Annotated in this window: 21 protein-coding genes; 11 read left to right on the top strand and 10 right to left on the bottom strand. The window is 69.5% G+C overall.

Features of this window, described 5'->3' with window-relative positions; translation table 11 throughout:
- Positions 1-39 precede the first annotated feature (39 nt).
- The 4 genes from OG504_RS06550 to OG504_RS06535 are packed head-to-tail and all read left to right on the top strand — an operon-like array spanning position 40 to position 3,756.
- A complete protein-coding gene (locus OG504_RS06550; protein ID WP_405988865.1) occupies positions 40-1,107 on the top strand; it encodes a glucose-1-phosphate thymidylyltransferase in 1,068 nt (355 codons plus the stop codon).
- A complete protein-coding gene (gene rfbB, locus OG504_RS06545) occupies positions 1,104-2,075 on the top strand; it encodes a dTDP-glucose 4,6-dehydratase (RefSeq protein ID WP_366435371.1) in 972 nt (323 codons plus the stop codon). The genes OG504_RS06550 and rfbB overlap by 4 nt, the downstream gene beginning before the upstream one ends.
- The gene (rfbD, locus tag OG504_RS06540; RefSeq protein ID WP_405988864.1) at positions 2,075-2,956 is read left to right on the top strand and encodes a dTDP-4-dehydrorhamnose reductase; all 882 of its coding nucleotides are present in this window, start codon (positions 2,075-2,077) and stop codon (positions 2,954-2,956) included. Before rfbB ends, rfbD begins: the two co-directional genes overlap by 1 nt.
- Positions 2,953-3,756: a class I SAM-dependent methyltransferase gene (locus tag OG504_RS06535; protein ID WP_405988863.1), complete on the top strand. Its 804-nt coding sequence runs from the start codon at positions 2,953-2,955 to the stop codon at positions 3,754-3,756. Before rfbD ends, OG504_RS06535 begins: the two co-directional genes overlap by 4 nt.
- On the opposite strand, the gene rfbC is transcribed toward OG504_RS06535, so the two are convergent.
- The 5 genes from rfbC to OG504_RS06510 all read right to left on the bottom strand — a co-directional run bounded on the left by rfbC (position 3,746) and on the right by OG504_RS06510 (position 9,001).
- A complete protein-coding gene (gene rfbC, locus OG504_RS06530) occupies positions 3,746-4,354 on the bottom strand; it encodes a dTDP-4-dehydrorhamnose 3,5-epimerase (protein ID WP_405988862.1) in 609 nt (202 codons plus the stop codon). The genes OG504_RS06535 and rfbC overlap by 11 nt on opposite strands.
- Positions 4,355-4,406: 52 nt before the next feature.
- Positions 4,407-6,374, bottom strand: a complete 1,968-nt coding sequence (locus OG504_RS06525; RefSeq protein ID WP_405988861.1) for a glycosyltransferase family 2 protein — start codon at positions 6,372-6,374, stop codon at positions 4,407-4,409.
- A 136-nt stretch (positions 6,375-6,510) separates the two neighbouring features.
- Positions 6,511-7,107 (bottom strand): hydrolase, encoded by a 597-nt coding sequence (locus OG504_RS06520; RefSeq protein ID WP_405988860.1) that lies wholly within the window; start codon positions 7,105-7,107, stop codon positions 6,511-6,513.
- 38 nt (positions 7,108-7,145) lie between these two features.
- Complete coding sequence (locus tag OG504_RS06515) at positions 7,146-8,543, bottom strand: MFS transporter (protein WP_405988859.1); 1,398 nt, start codon at positions 8,541-8,543, stop codon at positions 7,146-7,148.
- Positions 8,540-9,001, bottom strand: a complete 462-nt coding sequence (locus OG504_RS06510; protein WP_405988858.1) for a MarR family winged helix-turn-helix transcriptional regulator — start codon at positions 8,999-9,001, stop codon at positions 8,540-8,542. Before OG504_RS06510 ends, OG504_RS06515 begins: the two co-directional genes overlap by 4 nt.
- Positions 9,002-9,121: 120 nt before the next feature.
- Here OG504_RS06510 and OG504_RS06505 point away from each other — a divergent pair, with 120 nt between their 5' ends.
- Positions 9,122-9,625: a metallophosphoesterase family protein gene (locus OG504_RS06505; RefSeq protein WP_405988857.1), complete on the top strand. Its 504-nt coding sequence runs from the start codon at positions 9,122-9,124 to the stop codon at positions 9,623-9,625.
- Between the two features lie 40 nt (positions 9,626-9,665).
- Here the strand turns inward: OG504_RS06505 and OG504_RS06500 are convergent, their stop codons facing one another.
- Complete coding sequence (locus OG504_RS06500; protein WP_405988856.1) at positions 9,666-10,937, bottom strand: XdhC family protein; 1,272 nt, start codon at positions 10,935-10,937, stop codon at positions 9,666-9,668.
- Between the two features lie 242 nt (positions 10,938-11,179).
- Between OG504_RS06500 and OG504_RS06495 the strand changes: the two genes are divergently transcribed.
- From OG504_RS06495 to OG504_RS06485, 3 genes are all read left to right on the top strand, one after another.
- Positions 11,180-13,183, top strand: a complete 2,004-nt coding sequence (locus OG504_RS06495) for a GTP-binding protein (RefSeq protein ID WP_405988855.1) — start codon at positions 11,180-11,182, stop codon at positions 13,181-13,183.
- A gap of 87 nt (positions 13,184-13,270) precedes the next feature.
- Positions 13,271-15,127 (top strand): cellulase family glycosylhydrolase, encoded by a 1,857-nt coding sequence (locus OG504_RS06490; RefSeq protein WP_405988854.1) that lies wholly within the window; start codon positions 13,271-13,273, stop codon positions 15,125-15,127.
- A 177-nt stretch (positions 15,128-15,304) separates the two neighbouring features.
- Positions 15,305-15,958 (top strand): TetR/AcrR family transcriptional regulator, encoded by a 654-nt coding sequence (locus tag OG504_RS06485; protein ID WP_405996267.1) that lies wholly within the window; start codon positions 15,305-15,307, stop codon positions 15,956-15,958.
- Here the strand turns inward: OG504_RS06485 and OG504_RS06480 are convergent.
- Positions 15,955-16,950: a helix-turn-helix transcriptional regulator gene (locus tag OG504_RS06480; protein WP_405988853.1), complete on the bottom strand. Its 996-nt coding sequence runs from the start codon at positions 16,948-16,950 to the stop codon at positions 15,955-15,957. The two genes, OG504_RS06485 and OG504_RS06480, sit on opposite strands and share 4 nt — an antisense overlap.
- Positions 16,951-17,051: 101 nt before the next feature.
- Here OG504_RS06480 and OG504_RS06475 point away from each other — a divergent pair, with 101 nt between their 5' ends.
- The gene (locus tag OG504_RS06475) at positions 17,052-17,450 is read left to right on the top strand and encodes a VOC family protein (RefSeq protein ID WP_405988852.1); all 399 of its coding nucleotides are present in this window, start codon (positions 17,052-17,054) and stop codon (positions 17,448-17,450) included.
- Here OG504_RS06475 and OG504_RS06470 read toward each other — a convergent pair.
- Positions 17,447-18,673, bottom strand: a complete 1,227-nt coding sequence (locus OG504_RS06470) for a glycosyltransferase (RefSeq protein WP_405996266.1) — start codon at positions 18,671-18,673, stop codon at positions 17,447-17,449. The two genes, OG504_RS06475 and OG504_RS06470, sit on opposite strands and share 4 nt — an antisense overlap.
- A gap of 183 nt (positions 18,674-18,856) precedes the next feature.
- On the opposite strand from OG504_RS06470, the gene OG504_RS06465 reads away from it, so the two are divergent.
- Positions 18,857-20,815, top strand: coding sequence for an RICIN domain-containing protein (locus OG504_RS06465; protein ID WP_405988851.1), 1,959 nt, complete (start codon positions 18,857-18,859; stop codon positions 20,813-20,815).
- 64 nt (positions 20,816-20,879) lie between these two features.
- Here the strand turns inward: OG504_RS06465 and OG504_RS06460 are convergent, their stop codons facing one another.
- Together OG504_RS06460 and ctaD are read right to left on the bottom strand one after the other, a co-directional pair.
- Positions 20,880-21,221, bottom strand: a complete 342-nt coding sequence (locus tag OG504_RS06460; RefSeq protein WP_405996265.1) for a hypothetical protein — start codon at positions 21,219-21,221, stop codon at positions 20,880-20,882.
- A 5-nt stretch (positions 21,222-21,226) separates the two neighbouring features.
- On the bottom strand, positions 21,227-22,843 hold the full coding sequence (ctaD, locus tag OG504_RS06455) for a cytochrome c oxidase subunit I (RefSeq protein ID WP_405988850.1): 1,617 nt from the start codon (positions 22,841-22,843) through the stop codon (positions 21,227-21,229).
- Between the two features lie 105 nt (positions 22,844-22,948).
- Between ctaD and OG504_RS06450 the strand changes: the two genes are divergently transcribed.
- Positions 22,949-23,470 (top strand): RNA polymerase sigma factor, encoded by a 522-nt coding sequence (locus OG504_RS06450; protein WP_405988849.1) that lies wholly within the window; start codon positions 22,949-22,951, stop codon positions 23,468-23,470.
- Positions 23,471-23,496 lie beyond the last annotated feature (26 nt).

Here is a 23,496-nt window from a genome sequence, read left to right as displayed (position 1 = left end):
GGAACGATGCACGTCCGAAGATGACGCTAAGGTGAAGCGATGAAGGCTCTCGTTCTCTCCGGCGGCACTGGATCCCGCCTGAGGCCGATCACGCACACATCGGCAAAACAGCTCGTCCCGGTGGCCAACAAGGCCGTCCTTTTCTACGGGCTCGAATCACTCGCCGACGCGGGAATCACCGAGGTCGGCATCATCGTCGGTGACACCGCGGCGGAGATCGAGGAGGCGGTGGGTGACGGGTCGAAGTTCGGCCTGAAGATCACCTACATCCCGCAGGACCGTCCCCTCGGACTGGCCCACGCCGTACTGATCGCGCGCGAGTACCTCGGCGACGACGACTTCGTGATGTACCTCGGTGACAACTTCATCGTCGGCGGCATCACCGGCCTCGTCGAGGGCTTCCAGGCCAACAAGCCCGACGCGCAGATCCTGCTCACCCACGTGCCCGACCCGCGCTCCTTCGGCGTCGCGGAACTCAGCGAATCCGGCCAGGTCATCGGCCTGGAGGAGAAGCCGGAGCACCCCAAGAGCGACCTCGCTCTGGTCGGTGTCTACCTGTTCACGCCCGCCATCCACGACGCCGTGCGCGCCATCAAGCCGTCCTGGCGCGGCGAGCTGGAGATCACCCACGCCATCCAGCAGCTGATCGACGACGGCGCCGACGTGCGCTCCTCGGTCATCCACGGCTACTGGAAGGACACGGGCAACGTCGTCGACATGCTCGAGGTCAACCGGACCGTCCTGGAGAGCATGGACCGCCGCATCGACGGCGAGGTCGACGACGCCTCCGAGACCATCGGCCGCGTGGTGATCGAAGAGGGCGCGCGCATCGAGCGCTCGCGCATCGTCGGACCCGTCATCATCGGGGCCGGAACCGTGGTGAGCGACTCCTACGTCGGCCCCTTCACCTCGGTCGCGGAGAACTGCAGGATCACCGACAGTGAGCTGGAGTTCTCCATAGTGCTGCAGGACTCGTCCATCGCCGGGGTGGGCCGGATCGAGTCCTCGCTCATCGGCAAGCACGTCGAAGTGACCCCCGCTCCGGGGGTACCCAGCGCCCACCGCCTCGTTCTCGGAGACCACAGCAAGGTGCAGATCCGTTCATGAATCTCCTCGTCACCGGCGCCGCCGGCTTCATCGGTTCCACGTACGTCCGCACGCTCCTCGCCTCGGACGCGCCCGACGCGCCCCGCATCACGGTGCTGGACAAGCTCACGTACGCCGGCACGCTCGACAACCTGGACATAGGCCACCCGCGGCTGGAGTTCGTCCAGGGCGACATCTGCGACGCCGAACTGGTCGACAAGCTGATGGCCGAGGCGGACCAGGTCGTCCACTTCGCCGCCGAGTCCCACGTGGACCGCTCGATCAACGGCGCCGCCGACTTCGTCCGCACCAACGTGGTGGGCACCCAGGTCCTGCTCGACGCGGCCCTGCGCTACCGCACCCCGTTCGTGCACATCTCCACCGACGAGGTCTACGGCTCCATCGAGACCGGCTCCTGGCCCGAGACCCACCCGCTCGCGCCCAACTCGCCGTACTCCGCGTCGAAGGCGTCCTCGGACCTGCTCGCCCTGGCCTACCACCGCACCCACGGCCTGGACGTCCGCGTCACCCGCTGCTCGAACAACTACGGGCCGCACCAGTTCCCCGAGAAGGTCATCCCGCTGTTCGTCAGCAACCTCCTCGACGGCAAGAAGGTCCCCCTCTACGGCGAGGGCCTCAACGTCCGCGACTGGCTGCACGTCGAGGACCACTGCCAGGGCATCGAGCTCGTCCGCACCAAGGGCCGGGCCGGCGAGGTCTACAACATCGGCGGCGGCACCGAGCTCAGCAACAAGGAGCTCACCGGCCTCCTGCTCGAAGCCTGCGGGGCGGACTGGGACCGGGTCGAGCGCGTCGAGGACCGCAAGGGCCACGACCTGCGCTACTCCGTCGACTGGTCCAAGATCCACGACGAGCTCGGCTACCAGCCGCAGCACGACTTCGCGAGCGGCCTCGCCGACACCGTCGCCTGGTACCGCGACAACCGCGCCTGGTGGGAGCCCCTCAAGGCACGGGTGGAGCGCGGCTGATGAAGTGGCTGGTCACCGGTGCCGGCGGGATGCTCGGCCACGATGTGCTGGACGAACTCGCCGGACGCGGTGAGCAGTTCGTCGGTCTCGACCGCGCCGCCCTGGACATCACCGACCACGCGTCGGTGGACCTGGCGTTCGCGGAACACCACCCCGACGTGGTGGTGAACTGCGCGGCGTACACCGCCGTGGACGACGCCGAGACCGACGAGAAGCGGGCCCTTCGCATCAACGGCGAGGGGCCCCGGCTCCTGGCCCGCGCCTGCGCCGCCTCGGGCGCGCGGATGGTGCACGTCTCCACCGACTACGTCTTCGACGGCGAGGCCCGCAGCACGCCGTACCCGGAGAATCACGCCACCGCCCCCCGCACCGCGTACGGCCGTACCAAACTCGCGGGCGAGCAGGCCGTGTTGGAGGAACTGCCCGATGCGAGCGCCGTCGTGCGCACGGCTTGGCTGTATGGAGCCCACGGGGGTAACTTCGTCCGCACGATGATCGAGCTGGAAGCACGTCGCGACACTCTCGACGTCGTCGACGACCAGCACGGACAGCCGACCTGGACCGCCGACGTCGCCGTACGGATCGCCGATCTCGGCGCCCGGATCGGCCAAGTCGAAGGCGCGCACGGGGTGTTCCACGCGACCAGCTCCGGCGAGACCAGCTGGCACGGTTTCGCACAGGAGGTGTTCCGGCTCATCGACGCCGACCCGGAGCGCGTCCGCACCACCACGAGCGCGGCCTTCGTCCGTCCCGCGCCCCGCCCCGCCTACAGCGCCCTCGGGCACGAGCGGTGGCGGGAGGTCGGCCTGGAACCGCCGAGGGACTGGCGGTTCGCCCTGCACGAAGCACTTCCTCACATCCGCAAGGAGATTTCTTCGTGAAACGTCATGAGTTCCTGCGGGGGCTCCACAAGTCAACCGCGAACCGCAACTACCTGGAGATCGGCGTCAACGACGGCCGCAGCCTGACGCTCTCCCGGGTGCCCAGTGTTGCGATCGATCCCGCGTTCAAGGTGGTCACGGAGATCCGCTGTGACGTCCACCTGGCGAAGGCGACCAGCGACGACTTCTTCGCCCGGGACAACCCGCTGGTGCACCTGCGGGGCGGTCGCCACCCGCTGCGTCAACTGGCCCGCAACCGCAGCCCGTTGGGCTGGTGGCGGACCACCACGCTGGACCTGTCGTTCATCGACGGCATGCACCTCTTCGAGTACGCGCTGCGCGACTTCATCAACGTGGAGAAGCACTCGGACTGGGCCAGCGTCATCGTCTTCGACGACATGCTGCCCCGCAGCATCGACGAGGCCGCCCGGGACCGGCACACCGACGCCTGGACCGGTGACGTCTACAAGCTGGTCGAGATCCTCAACCGCTACCGTCCCGACCTGGTGACGGTCCTGGTCGACACCCAGCCCACCGGTCAGCTCGTGGTCTTCGGCGCGGATCCCACCAGTACCGTCCTCAAGGACAAGTACGACGAGATCATCGCCGAGTTCGAGGTCCCGGACCCGCAGAAGGTGCCCGAGGCGATCCTGGAGCGCACCACCGCGGTGCAGCCCGAGGCACTGCTCGGCGCCGGTTTCTGGGGCCCCCTCGCGGCAGCCCGCAACCGCGGGACCAAGCGGTCCCGCGGCTGGGAGCCCCTGCGCCGCTCGGTGGAGCAGCTCAGCGTCAGCCGCTGACCTGCCCACTCCGCAGTCGCTCGTAGTAGGCGGAGCAGTCCGCGTAGGACGGAAGAAGTCCTGACTGCTCCGCCTCTGCCAGTGTCGGAGCCTCCGCGTCCTTGTCGGAGAGCACCGGCTCGAAGCCCTCGGGCCAGGCGATGCCCAGCGCCGGGTCGAGCGGGTTGATCCCGTGCTCACGCCCGGGGGAGTACCCCGTCGAGCACAGGTACACGACCGTCGCGTCGTCGGTCAGGGCCATGAACGCGTGCCCCAGACCCTCCGCGAGGAACACGGCGTGCTTGGTCTCGTCGTCCAGCCGGACGGCCTCCCACTGACCGAACGTGGGAGAGCCGACGCGGATGTCCACGATCACGTCGAGGACGGCGCCGCGCACACACTTCACGTACTTGGCCTGGCTCGGCGGCACGTCGGAGAAGTGCACTCCGCGCACCACACCCCGCCGCGAGACCGAGCAGTTGGCCTGGGACAGAGCCAGGTCGTACCCGGTGGCCTCGCGGAACTCCTCACCGCGGTACCACTCGTGGAAACTGCCCCGGTCGTCAGGGAAGACCTTGGGTTCCAGGACCCAGGCGCCTTCAATCCCCAGTGATCGCACGTTCTCTTGTCCTCCGGCTTGCTCGGGTACCGCAACTCGCTCTCGGGTACCGCTACTTGTTCAGGGCGCGCTTCAGCTTGCGCGCCACCCGGTAGGCCAGACCCGGCTTGGGCTTGGCGGCCACCGGCTTCGGCGCCGGCTTGGGCTCGGCGGGCTTCGCGGCCTTCGGCGCCGCCTCCACCCGGATACCACCGGCGTCACCGGCCAGCCGCACCGGCAGCGCCAGGAAACGCTGCCCGGTCGCCGCCGGGGTCAGACACACCGACGCGTTCCACGCCGCGTCCTTCAGCTCCGCGGCCGGCACCTCGGCGGCCAGCCGTGCGCCGGAGGACTCGGGGGAGACCACACCGGGCACGTCCAGCGTCGTACCGGACGACTTGTGGGTCAGCCGCAGCAGTACGTCGGTGGCGGCGGGGACGTAGAAGGGGAGCAGCACGCTGACGCGGGCGCCGGTGACCGTGAAGTCGCCGGGCTTGAGGTCGGCGAGGCCGAGGCGCTTGCTCGCCTTGTCGACGTCCAGAGAGAAGTTGCCGTGCGGCTCCGTGTAGTACGGCAGGAGCACCTGACCGGCGACGACACCGGCGTGCCCGGCGTTCTCGCCGTGCTGCGGGACCGGGCCGAGGCGGCACTCCTTGTTCCAGGAGCCGATGACGACACGGACGTAGGTGTCCCAGAGGCCGCTGCCCAGCGGGGAGCCGACGGCCGCGGTGGCGGGGTCGATGGTCGCCGTGGCGTGCAGCACCAGGCGGACGCCGTCGCCGTCGGGGACTGTCTCGTGCGAGATCTGCACGGGCTGGAAGTGCGAGGCGGCGCTGGTGCGTTCGCGGACGACGAGGTCGGCCGTCGCCTTCTTGAAGTTGGCGGTGGCGTCGGCCGTCAGCATGGCGGTCGCCTCGGCGAGGGTCTTCGGCTCCGGGTGCTTGGGAGCGGGGGCGCCCTTGGCCTCGAAGACCGCCGGCTTGCCGTCGATGACGAACTCGGCCTGGTAGTGGACGAGCAGCTTGCCGTCCCGCCACTCGATCTCGCCCGGGACGGCCTTCGGCTTGAGGGAGGCCTCCCACTCGGCGAGCTCGACGAGGTCGTCGTAGCGGTCGGCGGCGGCGAGGGCCGCGACGACCCGCAGGCGCGGGCCGAGACCGGCCGCGACACCGGGGCCGAAGCGCTCGGTCATGACACCGCGGATCTCCTTGAGGAGTTCACGGCGGTAGTCGTCGGGGGCCTTGAGCAGCCGGCCGCCGCCGAGGCGCTCCATCATCTCCACGCGCAGCCAGCGGCGGAAGATCTTGTCGCGGGCCGCACCGGGCTCGGTGTACTTCTCGACGACGTCGAGGGCCTCGCGCAGGTTCCTGAAGTAGCCGACGGGGTCGAAGCGTTGGAAGCCGGCGTTCGAGGCGTCCTCGCGCTTGATGTGGTAGTAGCAGACGTAGTCGCTGAGCACGGCGACGTTGTCCGCGGCGAGGTAGGCCTCCGTCACGAAGACGTGGTCCTCCAGGCGCCGACGCCCTTCCGGGAACCGCAGGTTGATGCGGTCGAGGAACGCGCGGCGGAGCATCTTGTGCGGGGTGAGGCTGTCCATCAGCGGCGCGGTCGCGACCGACGCGTGCGGATAGTTCTTGCGGAACAGCTCCACGGGTACGGCGCGACCCTTGCCGGCCATCTTGCCGACGATGACGTCGGCGCCGTTGGCCACGCCGTACTCGTACATCCGCTCCAGGGCCTCGTCGCCGAGGTAGTCGTCGTTGTCGACGAACATGACGAACTCGCCCTTGGAGGCGGCGATCCCGACGTTGCGGGGCTTGCCCGACCAGCCGGACGCCTCCTGGTGGATCACGTGCATGTGGGGGTGCTCGGCGGCGATCTCGTCGAGCCGCGCGGGCGTGCCGTCCGTCGAGCCGTCGTCGACGAAGATCGCCTCGTACTCATCGTTGGGCAGCGACTGCCTGAGGAGAGAGGAGATGCAATCCTCGATATAGGGCCCTGGGTTGTACACAGGGACGACGACACTGACCTTGACCGACATCCGGCTTCTAGCCCCCTTGTTTGCGCCGCCCGTCCCCTGTTGTGGAACGGCGCGGTGGGCTGATGCTAACCCGGTCCGTCTCGATGCCGCCCATTGGGCTGGTGTTGGGCAACGGTTTACCTGACGTGGCCGGAGGTCACCTCGCGTCGCGGGTCTTGGCCAGAAGCTCCAGGATGTCGGCGGTGGTGCCCGTTTCGCCCAGTCGCGGGAAGATCCGCTCGATGCTGTGGGCGTGCGAGACCGCGTCCAGGTCGCTCATCGCGTCCGTGGCCAGGGTCACGTGATAGCCGTGCTCGTGGGCGGCCCGGGCGGTGGACTCGACGCCGATGCTGGTGGCGATGCCGGTCAGCACGATCTGCGTGATGCCGCGGCGGCGCAGCTGTACGTCGAGGTCGGTGCCGTGGAAGGCGCCCCAGTTCCGCTTGATCACGTGGATGTCGCCGGGGTGCCCGGCCAGCTCGTCGACGATGACGTCCCAGCCCTCGGGGCGGGCCCCGCCGCCGCCGGCGCGCTGCTGCTCGCTCCGGCCGGGCACTGCGTCCGCGCCGTCGGCGGCGAAGGTGACCCGGACCAGCACCACCGGGAGCTCGGCGGCCCGGAAGGCGTCGGCGAGTTCGACGGTACGGGCGACGACCTCGGGCCCGCTGTACGGCTGGGTCGGGGCGCCGACGATGCCGCCCTGGAGGTCGATCACGACGAGGGCGGTACGCGGGTCGAGGGTGGTGAGTGCCATGGGGCAGGCCTTTCAAGGGTGTTGGGGATTCCGGGGGGTCAGGCGGCTTGGGGGGTGAGAGTGCGCAGGGAACGGTCGGGCAGGGTGATCGCCAGGAGCAGCGCCGACCCGATCGCCATGAACAGGGCCAGATCGTGCAGTCCCGGGGTGTCGGCGCGGTGCGGGAAGAAGGCCGCGGTGGCCGCGGAGGCGGCGAGTGCGCCGAGGTACATGAAGGTGCGCAGCAGTCCGGCGGCGGACGCGATGCGCGCGGGCTCGGCCTGCCGGTACAGGGCGTTCTGCCCGGCCAGACCCAGCAGCCCCTGCGGTACGCCCAGCACGGCGCCGACGGCGAGCAGCAGCCAGACCGGACTGCCGGCGCCGACGAGGAACAACCCCGCACAGCCGACGACCTGGACGGCGCTGCCGACGAGGAGCTTGGCGCGGATCGCCTCGCGGCGCCCGGTGAGGGTGGAGACACCGAGAGCGGTGGCCGACAGGGGCAGCAGGATGAGCCCGGCGGTCGAGGCGTGCAGCCCGCGCCCCTCCTCCAGCCACTGCGTATAGCCGTAGAGGAAGGCGTACGAAGTGGTGTAGCCGAGGAACTGGCGGATGTACGTGGTCACCAGGGGCAGGTTGCCGCCGAGGACGCGCAGGTCGACGAAGGGTTCCGGGACGCGGAGTTCGCGTTTCGCGAAGGCGACGGCCGCGGCGGCGCTGAGGACCGGGAGGTACCACTCGGAGAGCCTGGGGGCGGTCAGGAACATCATCAGCGAGACCAGCATGACGGCGAACAGGAGCATGCCGGGAGGGTCGACGTCGCGTCGGGCGCCGGCCGCGTCTTTGTCCGTCTTCGGGAGCCGTAGCGCGCCGAGGACGAGACAGGCGATGGACAGCGGCACGTTGACGGTGAAGATGGCGCGCCAGCCGCCGACGCCGATGAGGAAGCCACCGAGCGTGGGTCCGATCACCGACACCGTCTGGGCGGAGACGGCGAGCGCGGTGAGGACACCGGTGGGGCTGTCCTTGCCGGTGCGTTCGGCCTCGCTGCGGGTCAGCTGCATCGCGGCCGGATACGCGGCCGAGGTGCCGAACCCGAGCAGGACCCGGGCCGCGATCAGCACGCCGAGCGACGGCGCGAGGGCGCCCATGACTCCGGCGATGCCGACCAGGGCCGTACCGATGAGGTAGAGCCGGCGCGGCCCGTACATGTCGACGAGCCGCCCGATGACCGGCTGCCCCACGGCCGTGGCGAGATACAGCGCCGAGACCAGCCAGACCGTCCGCGAGGGCGGGGCCCCGAAGGCGATGCCGATCGGCACGAGGGCCACGGCGATCATCGAGGAGTTGATCGGATTCAGTACGGAGCCGAGGACCATCGGCGCGATCAGCCGCCGGTCGAAGCCGGCCGGTGCGGGACGCGTGGTCCGTGCTGGCCGGGAGAGCTTGGGTATCACTGCTCGGAAAGCCGTTCCATCAAGGCCAGCGCGTCGAGAATCGTCCGCCGTTCCTGCTCGGTGTACCGGTCCTCGAAGGCCCTCGCGAGCCACTCCCCGCGGACCTGCCGGTTGCCCTCGATCCGCTCGCGCCCGGCCTCGGTGAGCGTGACGAGTTGCCTACGGCCGTCCTCGGGGTCGGGGCCGCGCCGGATGAGCCCGTGCTGGTCGAGGGCGGCGAGGGTGGCGGCCATCGACTGCGGCCTGACCCCCTCGGCCGACGCCAGGGCGCTGGCCGTGGCCGCGCCGTGCTTGCCGACGAGGGTGAGCGCCGACTCCTGCGACGGGGTCAGGTCCTCGTCGGTCGCGACCTCACGGATCCTGCGGCGCAGCCGGCTGAGCACGATCCGCAGATCGCGGGCGGAGCGGGCCGCGGAGTCGGAGATTCCCGCGGGCGTCTCGATGGGCTGGTGATCCATACCTCCACCGTAGAACTGCCAGGAGAGACTGTCCAGTCTCAACTGAACAGGCTGAACTGTAGATCGCGTACGGTCCCGGGTGCACTCCTCCAGCACCACAACCGCCCCTACGCTGAGACCGTGCGCCTGCTTCTGATGTCCGACACCCACCTCCCCAAGCGCGCCAAGGAACTCCCCGCGCAGCTCCTCGCCGAACTCCCGCGCGCCGACGTCGTGTTCCACGCCGGCGACTGGGTCGACACGGCCACCCTCGACCTGCTGGAGAGCCGCAGCCAACGGCTCATCGGCGTCCACGGCAACAACGACGGCCCCGAACTGCGCGCCCGCCTCCCGGAGTCGGCCTACGCCGAGCTGGGCGGGCTGCGCTTCGGCACCATCCACGAGACGGGCCCCGCCCAGGGCCGCGAGGCACGCTGTGCGGCCCGATTCCCCGACCTGGACGTGCTGGTCTTCGGGCACAGCCACATTCCCTGGGACACGACCGCTGCGGGCGGGTTGCGCCTGCTGAACCCGGGGTCCCCGACGGACCGGCGACGCCAGCCGTACTGCACGTACATGACGGCGACGGTGAACGACGGCAGGCTGACGGATCTCGTACTGCACCGGTTGCCGCCGAGAAGCTGACGTGAGGGTGACCGTCAACTCGCGGTGCAGCCCCACGACTTCATCCTCGGGACACGGGCCCTCGATGGATCGCCCCCATCGTCCCCGTCAACGGCGCCCCCGTCCCACCCCACCGCAGCGCGACGATCTCGGCCGCCACGGAAACGGCCACCTCCTCGGGCGTACGCGCGCCGAGATCGAGGCCGACGGGTGAGCGCAGGCGGGCCAACTCGACCTCGTTCAGGCCGGATTCGAGCAGTCTCCGCATACGTTCGTCATGCGTACGGCGACTGCCCATTGCCCCGATGTACGCGGCCGGCCGGCGCAGCGCCTCCTCCAGCAGGGGTACGTCGAACTTGGGGTCATGGGTCAGGACGCAGATCACCGTCCGCTCGTCGGTGTCCGTGCCGCGCAGACAACGGTGCGGCCAGTCCACGACCACCTCCACACCCGCCGGGAACCGCTTCGGCGTGGCGAACACCGGGCGGGCGTCGCACACGGTGACCCGGTAGCCGAGGAAGTCACCGATCCGGGCCACCGCCGCCGCGTAGTCGATCGCGCCGAAGACCAGCATCCGGGGCGGCGGCGCGAAGGAGTGCAGAAACACGGCGACAGAGTCCTCACGCCGCTCACCGCGCGGGCCGTAGTGCCGCAAACCGGTTGCGCCGAGGGCGAGTTCACCGCGGGCGTCGGCCGTGACTGCTACGTCCAGGCCGGTTGGGCCGAGGGTGCCGAGAGTGCCGGGGATGTCGGAGGTGTTTGAGGCGTCAGGGGTGCTCGCGGTGTTGAGAACGCCAGGGGTACCGGGCGTGCTGGCGGCGCCGAAAGCGCCAGAGGCGCCGCGCCCGCCGAGGGCACCGGCCCCGCCCAGGGCACCGCCTCCGCCGCCGCCCCCCACCCCCTCCGGCCAAACCGCAAGCGTGGCCCCCCGCACCCCCGGCCCATCGACCACCGTCGCCACCGTCACCGGCTCACCCGCCGCGACCGACCGTGCCACCGCCCCGAACGCGGGATCGATCTCAGGTGTGACGGGCCGTACCAGCACGGTGATCTCGCCGCCGCAGGTCAGCCCCACCGCGAAGGCGTCCTCATCGCTGTACCCGAAGGTCTCCAGGCGGGCCTCGCCGCTCGCGACCACCTCCCGCGCCAGTTCGAAGACCGCCCCCTCCACGCAGCCGCCCGACACACTCCCCACGACCTCGTCACCCGGCCCCACCGCCATCGCCGCACCGGGATCACGCGGCGCGCTGCGGCTGACCGCGACCACCGTGGCCAGGCCGAACGGGGCGCGCGCGGCGTACCAGCCGCTCAGCACCGGGAGAAGGTCACGCATGCTCGGCTCCTGTCAGCACCGCCCACCGCCGGACCCCGCAAGCCTCGCATCCGGGCCCTGGCCTGCACCGGAGCGCCACGCCACCCCACCTCCCCGGCCCGGCATTAATCCGTTGCCCCCGGACCCCGCCCCTGCTGCACTACCGGAGACGAGTCAACGACGACCGAGGAGCACTGAGATGCGCGCACCGTTCATGTCCACCCAGGAAGGAAGGCCCCCCTCATCAAAGGACATGACACCAGGTGCACTTGCTCAACCTCGGAATCCTCGCGCACGTAGACGCAGGTAAGACCAGCCTGACCGAGCGCCTCCTGCACTCGGCCGGTGTGATCGACGAGATCGGCAGCGTCGACGACGGGAACACCCGCACCGACACCCTCGCGCTGGAGCGCCGCCGCGGCATCACCATCAAGTCGGCCGTCGTCTCGTTCCCGGTCGACGCCGTGACCGTCAACCTGATCGACACCCCCGGTCACCCGGACTTCATCGCCGAGGTGGAACGGGTCCTCGGCGTGCTCGACGGGGCCGTCCTCGTCGTGTCGGCCGTCGAGGGCGTCCAGCCGCAGACCCGCATCCTGATGCGCACACTCCAATGCCTGCGCATCCCCACGCTCCTCTTCGTCAACAAGATCGACCGACGAGGCGCACGCTACGACGACCTCCTCTCGGCGATCTCCGAACGGCTCCGGGCGGCCGTCGTGCCCATGGGCTCGGTCGAGGGACTCGGGACACGGGAGGCCGGTTTCGTGCCGGGCCTCGACCCGCGCGCACCCGTCGTCCTCGCCGAGCACGACGACGAACTCCTCACCGCGTACGTCGAGAACACCGTGTCCTACGACCTCCTGCGCACAGCCCTCGCCGACCAGACCCGTCAAGTCCTCGTGCACCCCGTCTACTTCGACTCCGCCATCACGGGCGCCGGCGTGGACGCCCTGATCACCGGCATCAAGGAACTCCTCCCCGCAGCCGAAGGAGACCCCCAAGGCCCGCTCTCCGGCACGGTGTTCAAGGTCGAGCGCGGCCCGGCGGGCGAGAAGATCGCCTACGCACGCATGTTCTCCGGCACCCTCCGCACCCGCGACCGCATCACCTTCGGCGACACCAGGGACAGCAGCGACACCAGCCCCGCCGGCGACACCCGCGAGGAGGGCAAGGTCACCGCGATCACCGTCTTCGACCACGGCACGGACATCGCGTCCGACTCCGTCCCGGCAGGCCGCATCGGCAAGCTGCGAGGCCTCGGCGAGATCCGGATCGGGGACTCGATCGGCGTACCGCGCAAGGCGGTTGAGCACTTCTTCGCGCCTCCCACCCTCGAGACCGTCGTCGTCCCGGCCCCGGACACCGACCGCCGGTCCCTCCACCTCGCCCTCACCCAACTCGCCGAACAGGACCCCCTGATCGGCCTGCGCCACGACGAAGAACGCCAGGAGACCGCCGTCTCCCTCTACGGCGAGGTCCAGAAGGAGGTCATCCAGACCACGCTCGCCGACGAGTTCGGGGTGCACGTCACCTTCCGCGAGACGACCCCGCTGTGCATCGAGCGGCCCAACGGCACCGGCGCGGCTGTCGAGTTCAACAAGAAGGACCCGAACCCCTTCCTCGCCACGGTCGGCCTGCGCGTCGACCCGGGCCCGGTCGGCTCCGGTGTGCGGTTCGGCCTGGAGGTGGAGCTGGGCGCGATGCCGTACGCCTTCTTCAAGGCCGTCGAGGACACCGTGCGCGAGACGCTCGGGCAGGGGCTGCACGGCTGGCGGGTCACCGACTGCGCGGTGACCATGACGCACTCCGGCTACTCGCCCCGGCAGAGCCACGCCCACCAGGGTTTCGACAAGAGCATGTCGAGTACCGGCGCCGACTTCCGCGGACTGACCCCGCTCGTCCTCGTAGAGGCGCTGCGGCGGGCGGGCAGCCAGGTGTACGAGCCGATGCACCGGTTCCGCGTCGAGGCACCGGCCGACACCCTCGCCGCCCTGCTGCCGGTGCTGGCCGCGCTGCGCGCCGTACCGCAGACCACCGAGACGCACGGATCGCTGTGCGTGTTGGAGGGGGAGGTGCCGGCGGCCCAAGTGCACGGACTGGAGCGGCAGTTGCCGGGGCTGACGCGCGGGGAGGGCGAGTGGGAGTGCGCCTTCGACCACTACGCGCCCGTCGCACACGGCACCGTTCCGGAACGGACACGCACCGACCACAACCCGCTGAACAGGAAGGAGTATCTGTTGAACGTGACGCGTCGAGTGGCCTGAAATGTGTCAACAGGGCTTGCGGAGCACATACTTACTCATGAGTCAGAAGTGTTGACAGTGTCCGGAAATCACCGGACTGTAGTGGACATGACGAATGTCCGGGCGCGCTTGATCGTGATCCTGGTTGTCCTCTGCGGATTCCTGTCGGTGGCGGGTGCGGGTCCCGCCTCCGCCGCCACCCCCACCGACTCCCTCTGGTTCGACGGCTCACCGCTGACCGTGCAGAACGGCGGCTTCGTCGACAGCTACGGCCGCCAGGTCGTGCTGCGCGGCTACAACGTCTCCGGTGAGACCAAACTGGAGGAGAACAGCGGTCTCCCCTTCGCCTCGGTCGCCGATGCGAAGAAGTCCGCGACCGCGCTGCGCGCCCTCGGCGGCGGCAACTCGGTCCGCTTCCTGCTCTCCTGGGCCCACGCCGAACCCGTACGCGGCCAGGTCGACACCACCTACCTGGCCGCCGCCACCGCGCAGATGCAGGCGTTCCTCGACGCCGGCATCCGCGTCTACCCCGACTTCCACCAGGACCTCTACTCCAAGTACCTGTTCAACAGCGGCAGTTGGTACACCGGCGACGGCGCCCCCAAGTGGGCGGTGACGCTGGGGAGTTACCCGCAGGAGTCCTGCGGGATCTGCCTCTTCTGGGGTCAGAACATCACCCAGAACGCGGCCGTGACCAAGGCGCAGTACGACTTCTGGCACAACAACTACGGCGTCCAGGACGCCTTCCTCGTCACCGCGCAGTCGACGATGACGTACATCCAACAGCACCTGAGCACCGACGAGTTCGCGGGTGTCGTCGGCTTCGACCCGTACAACGAACCTTTCGCCGGCACCTACGACTCCGGTCAGACCAGCCGCACTTGGGAACAGAACCTGCTCTGGCCGTTCTATGTGAAGTTCCGGGCCCGGATGGACGCGGCCGGCTGGACCGCCAAGCCCGCCCTCGTCGAGCCGAACCTCTTCTGGAACTCCAACATCTCAAGTCAGGTGCAGGAGGGCGGACTTCTCGACGCGGGCACGCTCGGTTCGCGGTACGTCTTCAACACCCACTTCTACGACCAGAAGGCGATCTCCGGCATCCTGATGTGGGGCAACGCGGCCGACGGTCAGTACTCGACCGACTTCGGGACGGTCCGTGACCGGGCCGCCGCGGCCGGCACCGCCGCCATTGTCAGCGAGTTCGGGCACCCGCTGTCCGGAACGGTCGCTGGCAAGGCGCCGACCGTCCTCAAGGCGATGTACCAGGCCCTCGACTCCCGCCTCCCGGGGGCGAGTTGGTGGTCCAACCCGGCGGGCTCCGGTCCCGTCCTGTCCGGCACGCAGTGGCAGTGGGACATCTACAACGGCCGCCACGACGAGTTGATGAACGACAACCCCGACAAGGTGCTCACCTCCGGCGACGCCTGGAACGACGAGGATCTCTCCGCCGTCAACATGACCGACTCAGGCACGGTGACACTCCGTCAGGACGCCCGTCTCCTCGACCGGATCTACCCGAGCGCGACCGCAGGCACCACGGTCGCCTTCACCTACGAGGACCGCTCCCGTGACGGCTCGACGACCCTGACCTGGAACCCGGTCCCCAGCTCCCTCCCGAACGTGTCCTCGCTGGTCGGCTCCGGCCAGTACGGCCTGCTGATGTGGCGCTCCAACACCTCCACCGCACCGACCGAACTCCACCTCCCGGCGTCCTTCCCGGCCGCGTCCACCACGGTGGTCTCCGACCTGGGAGCGATCTCGGGCGTCCCGGCGTACACGACATCGACCCCCATCGGCTACGCCAACGAACCGGGCGGCACCGGCAGCCACCGCCTGCTGCTCTCCGCCACCGGCTCGGGAACCCTGCACTACGTCCTGATCACCAACGGCGCGTCGAGCCCCTCCTCGACGCTGCTGAGCGCGGCCAAGTCCGAACTGGCCACCTGGGCGGCATCGCACAGCTGAGCACCACAGGGGCGCCGGTCTTCCTGAAGACCGGCGTCCTCTCGTTTTCATGTGAAGACATCCGAACAAATGCAAATTCGGAGTGAACTTGATGAGAAGTGAGGAAGGAGTGCTCTTTTCCGCAAGACCACGGACACGACAAGATTGGCCGGTGGTCAACGAGACAGGGGTGTGACAGTGGTGGGCAGGCTCAAGGCGCCGACCGGTCGTTACGGCGGCAAGTCCGCCGAGCAGCGTCAGGCCGAGCGGCGCGGACGCTTCCTGGACGCCGCGCTCCAGCTGTTCGGCGACACCCCCGGCTACCGGGCCACGACCGTCGCTGCCCTCAGCGAGGCGGCCGGCCTGTCCACCCGGCAGTTCTACGAGGAGTTCCGCAGCCTGGAGGACGTCCTGGCCGCCCTCCACCTCCAGGTCAACGACTGGGCCGAGGAGGCCGTACTCGTTGCCCTGAAATCCGCGGAGGGCCTGCCGCTCGCCGAGCGGTCCACCGCGATCTTCCACGCGTACGCCGCGAACGTCACCGTGGATCCGCGCCGTATCCGCATCACCTTCGTCGAGATCATCGGCGTCAGCGCCCGGCTGGAGGAACAGCGGCTCGCCCGGCGTGCCCGCTGGATCAACCTCATCTGCGCCGAGGCGCGGGCCGCCGCCCAGCGCGGGGAGGCGGCGCGGCGCGACTACCGGATCGCCGCCGCGGCCTTCATCGGCAGCGTCAACGGCCTGCTCCACGACTGGAGCGCGGGCTGGGTGGACGCCACGCTGGACGAGGTCGTCGAGGAACTGGTCCGGCAGCTGCTGGGCATCATGCAGCCGCCCGGCTGGAAGCCCTAGACCGGGCCGTCCGTGGCGTGCTCGTCCAGGCGGCGAGCCAGCGCGCGTACGAGATCACGCAGCGCGGCGGGACGTTCGATGACGAACGGGCGGTCGAGGGCGGCGAGGACCGGCGGGATCCACTCCAGCCGCTCGGCCCGGATCCGGACGTGGACCCATTCGTCGCCACCGCCGGGCCCTGAATCGTCGGTCGGGACCGTCGACAGGGTGGCGATCTCGGCCGGGAGCCGCGTGCGAATGTGCTCCACGCTGCCCCGGATCCGCAGCGACACATCGTGGGTCCACGGCGTGCGCGCGAGGCTGTCCAGCACCGTGGTCGCCGGGTCGAAGTCGTCCGGGACGGCGAACGAGCCGGGTCGCACACTCATCGAGGTGATCCGGTCCAGGCGGAACGTGCGCACCTCGCCGTCGGCAGGGTCGGCGCCGGTCAGGTACCACCGTCCGGCATGCGCCACGAGACCGTACGGCAGGACGGTACGGTCGCTGCCGCGGCCCTTGCGGTCGGTGTAGCCGATCGCGACCGGCCGCCGATGGAGCGCGGCCTCGGCGAGTTCGAGCAGCACCCCCGTCTCCGGGACGGTGGCGGTACGGGGCCGAGCGGTGAAGTCCGCCGTGTCCAGCAGGGCGTCGAGCCGTCGGCGCAGGGCGGTGGGCAGGACCCGCAGCAGTTTCGCCGTGGCACTCTCGCTCGCCGCCGCGGAGGTCGTGACGAGCCCCGCCTTACGGCCGGCCAGCAGACCGAGCACCACGGCCAGTGCCTCCTCGTCCGTGAACATCAGCGGCGGCATCCGATAGCCGGGGGCGAGCCGGTAGCCGCCGTAGCGGCCGCGGACCGAATCGACCGGCACGCCCAGTTCCAGCAGGTGGCCGACGTAGCGGCGGACCGTGCGTTCGTCGACGCCGAGGCGGGCCGCCAGGTCGGGGACGGTGCGGAGGCCGCCGCCCTGGAGGATCTCCAGCAGGGCGAGTACGCGTGCGGTCGATGTGGTCACTCCGAAAGTCTGCCTCCGATACCGGGTGGAAGCTGTCCGGTATCGGTCCTAGCGTGGGAGACGTCCCTTCAGCCGGCACCGCATCCGACAGGAAGACCCTCATGAACTTCGTCTCGATCCGCGTCATCACCGACGACGTCACCCGCCTCGTCGGGTTCTACGAACAGGTCACCGGCGTCACGGCCACCTGGTCGACCCCGGACTTCGCCGAACTCGTCACGCCCGCCTGCACGTTGGCGATCGCGAGCACTCGTACGGTGGCGCTGTTCGGTACCGACTCGGCGCAACCCGCCGCCAACCGATCGGTGATCACCGAGTTCCGTGTCGCCGACGTCGATGCCGAGTACGAGCGGCTGGCGCCGCTCGACTGCGAGATCGTCCAGAAGCCGACGACGATGCCCTGGGGCAACCGCTCGCTCCTCTTCCGGGACCCCGACGGCAACCTGATCAACTTCTTCACCCCGGTCACCCCCGAGGCCGTGGCGCGGCAGGAGCGCTAGCTCAGGGCGGCCAGGGCGGCGAGCACGGGCGCGACGCCGTCCTCGGCGCGCACCCGGGAACCGAGAGCCTTCGCGCGCTCGGCACAGGCCGGTTCACCCGTGGCCCGTACGAGCGCGGCGGACAGGGACTCGGCGGTCAGTCCGCGCAGCGGTACGGCAGCGGGAGCCACCCCCAGGGTGACCAGGCGCGCGGCCCAGAAGCCCTCGTCGAACTGGATCGGTACCGGTACGGCAGGCACCCCGGCGCGCAGCCCGGCCGCGGTCGTCCCCGCGCCGCAGTGATGGACCACGGCAGCCATCCTCGGGAACAGTGCCGAGTGCGGGACCTCGCCGACGGTCAGGACGTCGTCTCCGGCCGCTTCGAGGCCGCCCCAGCCGCGCTGGACCACCCCGCGCAGCCCGGCCAGGCGCAGCGCGCGCACGATCTCGGCGCTCAGCCGCTCCGGATCGGGCACGGTGGCACTGCCGAGTCCGACGAAGACCGGGGGCGGACCGGAGTCGAGGAAGTCCCGGAGTTCCGGCGGGAGTTGGGCGTCGCCGTCGTACGGCCACCAGTAGCCCGCCACCGTCAGTCCGGGGCGCCAGTCGGCCGGGCGGGGCACGATCAGGGGGCTGAAGCCGTGGTGGACGGGCCAGTTCTGGCGTTCCCGGGAGCGGAGTGCGGTGCCGGGTCGGGTGCGGGGCAGGCCCAGTCGGGAGCGCACCTCCGGTACGGCGGTGGTGAAGACATGCTCCACCGCCCGGTTCACCCCGCGTCCGGCGACGCGGTTGCCGACCGCGCCCCAGGAGCCGCCGCCGAGCACCGGCGGCGCGAACTCCCCTGTCGGCGCCAGGGGTTGGAGGTACACGCCCATGCTCGGCAACGACAGCCCTTCGGCGACGGCATGCCCCAGCGGCCCCAACGAGCTGGACAGCAACAGGACTTCACTCGCCCTGGCGGCCGTCACGAGGTCGTCGGTCATCCGCCCGACCAGCGCCCGCGCCATCGTGACCACCCGCAGCAACTTGCCCCCGCCCGAGGCGCTGCGATGCAGCCCGCGCCCCCGCGAGGATTCCAACTCGGCCCGGGGATCCACCGGGAGAGCATGGAAGCCGACGCCCGAGCCCGCCACCAGAGGCGCGAAACTCGCGTGGGTGACGAGGGTGACCTCGTGGCCGGCCCGGGCCAGGGCATGCCCGAGGCCGGTGTATGGGGCCACGTCGCCCCGGGAACCCGCTGTCATGATCGCTACGCGCACGCCGGTCAGTATCGCGCCCGGTGGCCGACGGGTGGGGGATTCCCGCCGGGAGATTCCAACTGCCCCTCGTGTCACAGCCGTTGACTTCGCCCGCGGGTGGTTCTACTTTCAGCGCGCCGTTTCGTTCGGCGACCCGATCCAGGTTCGAAATATCGGCAAAGGAGCCGCATGTTCCGCACCCCCATCCTGCGCGCCTTAGCGATGGCCGCAGCGGCAGTCACCCTGCTTCTCGTCACCAGGCCAGCCCCCGTGGACCCCCTCCAGGCGGCTCCCGTCGCCTCGACGACCCGTCAAATAGCGGTCCCCGCCGCCCCGATGGGCTGGGCCTCCTGGAACAGCTTCGCCGCGAAGATCGACTACAGCGTCATCAAGGCGCAGGTCGACGCGTTCGTCGCCTCCGGCCTCCCCGCGGCCGGCTACAAGTACATCAACATCGACGAGGGCTGGTGGCAGGGCACCCGCGACAGCGCGGGCAACATCACCGTCGACACCAGCGAGTGGCCCGGCGGCATGAGCGCCATCGCCGACTACATCCACAGCAAGGGCCTCAAGGCCGGCATCTACACCGACGCCGGCGCGAACGGCTGCGGCTACTACTACCCGACGGGCCGCCCCGCCGCCGCGAACACCGGCAGCGAGGGCCACTACGACCAGGACATGCTCCAGTTCTCGCAGTGGGGCTTCGACTTCGTGAAGGTCGACTGGTGCGGCGGCGACGCGGAGGGCCTCGACGCGGCGACGGCATACAAGGCGATCAGCGCCTCGGTCACCAAGGCCACCGCCAGCACCGGCCGCGCGCTGACCCTCTCGATCTGCAACTGGGGCAACCAGAACCCCTGGAACTGGGCCCCCGGCCTGGCCCCCATGTACCGGACGAGCACGGACATCATCTACTACGGCAACTCGCCGTCGACCACGAACATGCTGTCCAACTTCGACCAGGGCCTGCACCCGGCCGCACAGCACACCGGCTACTACAACGACCCCGACATGCTGATGGTCGGCATGTCCGGCCTCACCGCCGCCCAGAACCGCACCCACATGGCCCTCTGGGCGATCTCCGGCGCACCCCTCCTCGCCGGCAACGACCTCACGACCCTCACCACCGAGACCACCGGCATCCTCACCAACCCCGAGGTCGTCGCGGTCGACCAGGACGCGCGCGGCCTCCAGGGCGTCAAGGTCGCCGAGGACACGACCGGACTCCAGGTCTACGGCAAGGTCCTCTCGGGCCTCGGCAACCGCGCGGTCACCCTCCTCAACCGCACCTCCTCCACCCAGAACATCACCGTCCGCTGGTCGGACCTCGGCCTGACAACAGCGTCCGCCACCGTCCGCGACCTGTGGTCCCGCGCCAACATCGGTTCCTACGGCACGAGTTACACGGCCAGCGTGCCGGCGGGCGGCTCCGTGTTCCTGAAGATCAGCGGCGGCACCGAGGCGGCGAGCACCAACTACACCGCCACCTCCACCGGCAAGTACACCGGCGTCAGCGCGGCGAGCACCGGCCTGAACGTCGTCGACGTGACGTACACCAACACGGGCTCCGCGGCCGTCACCGGCACCCTCCAGGTCAACGGCCAGACCGCGACGACGGTCTCCTTCCCGCCGACCGGCTCCAGCGCGGGCACCATCTCGGTGCAGGCCGACCTGTCCAAGGGATCGGCCAACTCCCTCACCCTGACGGGCAGTTCACTCCCGACCCTGGGCACGATCAACGTCCAGCCGATCCCGGGCACGAACGGCTCGCTGGTCGTCGGCACCCAGTCCGGCCGCTGCGCCGACGTCTACAACAACACCATCACCAACGGCACGCAGGCCGAGATCTGGGACTGCAACGGCGGCCAGAACCAGGCCTGGACTTACACCTCCCGCAAGGAACTCGTGGTGTACGGCAACAAGTGCCTGGATGCCTACAACAACGGCACCACCAACGGCACGAAGGTCGTCATCTGGGACTGCAACGGCCAGAACAACCAGAAGTGGACCGCCAACTCCGACGGCACCCTGACCAACGTCAACGCGGGCCTGTGCCTGGACGCGTCCGGCGCCGCCACGGCCAACGGAACCCAGCTGATCCTGTGGACCTGCGGCACGGCGACCAACCAGAAGTGGACGCTGACCTAGCCGTACCGGCTCCTGCGCGGCACACCGTCCCGCCGGTCGTCAGGACCGGCGGGACAGCGCGTCCCTAGGCGAGCGCGACGGTGACCAGACCCGTCGCCGCGAGCAGGGCACACGTCAACAGGCAGGAGGCGAGGGCACGTTGGCGCAGTCGCCGGTACGTCTCCTCGTACTCGTCCCGCAGTTGACGGCCCCGCTCGGCCGTGCGCTGCCACGACAGGCGGGTGAGAGTCAGGTACTCCGCCTCGAACTGCCGCTCCACCTCGACCCGTTGACCGTCGGTGAGCCAGTCGAGCCGCGTCGCGAAACGGGCTGCGGCAGCACGGCTCTCCGCGTGGGCGGCGGCGATCAGCAGGTGGCCCTCGATGTCGTTGAGGAAGGCCCCGGTGTCGAGGGGGTGTTCGTCCATCGCGGTCACCGGGGCGTCAACTCCCGTTCCAGGGCGGGCACCTCGGCGTGATGGAGGTCGAAGGCGGGGGACTCGCTGCGGATGCGGGGGAGCGATACGAAGTTGTGCCGCGGCGGCGGGCAGGACGTAGCCCACTCCAGTGAACGGCCGTAGCCCCACGGGTCGTCGGTCTCGACCTTCTCCCCGTACTTGGCCGTCTTCCACACGTTGTAGAAGAACGGCAGCAACGACAGGCCCAGCAGGAACGAGAAGATCGTCGACACCGTGTTGAGTGTCGTCAGGCCCTCCACCGCGAGGTAGTCGGGAATCCGGCGCTGCATCCCGTTCACGCCGAGCCAGTGCTGGACCAGGAAGGTGCCGTGGAAGCCGATGAACAGCGTCCAGAAGGTGAGCTTGCCGAGGCGCTCGTCGAGCATCTTGCCGGTCATCTTCGGCCACCAGAAGTGGAAGCCGGAGAACATCGCGAACACGACGGTACCGAAGACCACGTAGTGGAAGTGGGCGACGACGAAGTACGAGTCCGAGGTCGAGAAGTCGATGGGCGGGGCGGCGAGCATGACACCGGTCAGGCCGCCGAACACGAAGGTGATGAGGAAGCCGGTGGCCCAGAGCATCGGGGTCTCGAAGGACAGGGACCCCTTCCACATCGTTCCGATCCAGTTGAAGAACTTCACGCCTGTCGGTACGGCGATGAGGAACGTCATGAAGGAGAAGAACGGGAGGAGGACTCCGCCGGTGACGTACATGTGGTGGGCCCACACGGTCACGGAGAGACCGGCGATGGAGATCGTCGCGGCGACCAGTCCCATGTAGCCGAACATCGGCTTGCGGGAGAAGACCGGGATGACCTCGGAGATGATGCCGAAGAACGGCAGCGCGATGATGTACACCTCTGGATGGCCGAAGAACCAGAAGAGGTGCTGCCACAGCAACGCACCGCCGTTGGCGGCGTCGAAGACATGTGCCCCGAATTTCCGATCCGCCTCCAGCGCGAAGAGCGCGGCGGCGAGCACGGGGAAGGCCAGCAGGACCAGCACGGCGGTCAGCAGCACGTTCCACACGAAGATCGGCATGCGGAACATCGTCATGCCCGGTGCGCGCATGCAGATGATCGTGGTGATGAAGTTGACCGCACCGAGGATCGTGCCGAAGCCGGAGAAGGCCAGACCCATGATCCACATGTCGGCGCCGACGCCGGGGGAGCGGACCGCGTCCGAGAGCGGTGAGTAGGCGAACCAGCCGAAGTCTGCCGCACCCTGCGGGGTGAGGAAGCCTCCCACCGCGATGGTCGAGCCGAAGAGATACAGCCAGTAGGCGAACATGTTCAGGCGGGGGAAGGCGACGTCCGGGGCGCCGATCTGCAGCGGCATGATCCAGTTGGCGAAGCCCGCGAACAGGGGCGTCGCGAACATCAGCAGCATGATCGTGCCGTGCATCGTGAACGCCTGGTTGAACTGCTCGTTCGACATGATCTGCAGGCCGGGTCGCGCGAGTTCGGCGCGCATCAGCAGCGCCATCACGCCGCCGATGCAGAAGAACCCGAACGCCGTGACCAGATACAGCGTGCCGATCGTCTTGTGGTCCGTGGTCGTCAGCCACTTGATGCTCTTGAGGTCTCTCACGCCCCGCCTGTGTCCGCGCCGGACCTGCGCGTCACACTTGACGGACGCGAGGAGAATCACGGAACCGGGTGTGACGATCGCCCCGGTGCCGGACACGAACGGAACATGAGCAACGACGAGAACTTCGCCGCTGCCTATCGCGAGCACTACTGGGCGGTCAGCCGCTATGTTGCGCGGCGACTGGACGGGCGGAACGGCGAGGTCGAGGAAGTGGTGGCGGAGGTCTTCACCGTCGCCTGGCGCCGCCGTGCGGATCTGCCGCCGGCGCCGTTGCCCTGGCTGTACGGCGTGGCCCGTAACTGCCTGGCCAACACGGTGCGGGGGTACGGGCGGCGGCGTCGGCTCGTCGATCGGCTGGGCAATGACGAGGCCGCGCATGGACGGCAGGTCGAGGTGGGTCCCGAGGCGGATGCCCCCGGGGGCTGGGTGCACGAGGCGTTGGCGCGGTTGTCGTCGGCCGATCAGGAGGTGCTGCGGCTCACGGCGTGGGAGGAGCTGGGGGTGGAGGAGGTCGCCGTTGTTCTTGGGTGTGGTGTGCGGGCTGCGGCGATGCGGTTGCATCGGGCTCGGCGGAGGTTGAGAGCGGAGATTGATCGGCTTGCGGTGCTCGGAGGTTCGGGGTGTTGAGCGTTCTTGGTGCCGCGATGTGTTGT

Source organism: Streptomyces sp. NBC_00986 (genome assembly GCF_045162565.1).
Taxonomy (GTDB): domain Bacteria; phylum Actinomycetota; class Actinomycetes; order Streptomycetales; family Streptomycetaceae; genus Streptomyces.
Note: the sequence above shows the minus strand (reverse complement) of the source record. Positions and strands in the feature narration are given on the sequence as shown.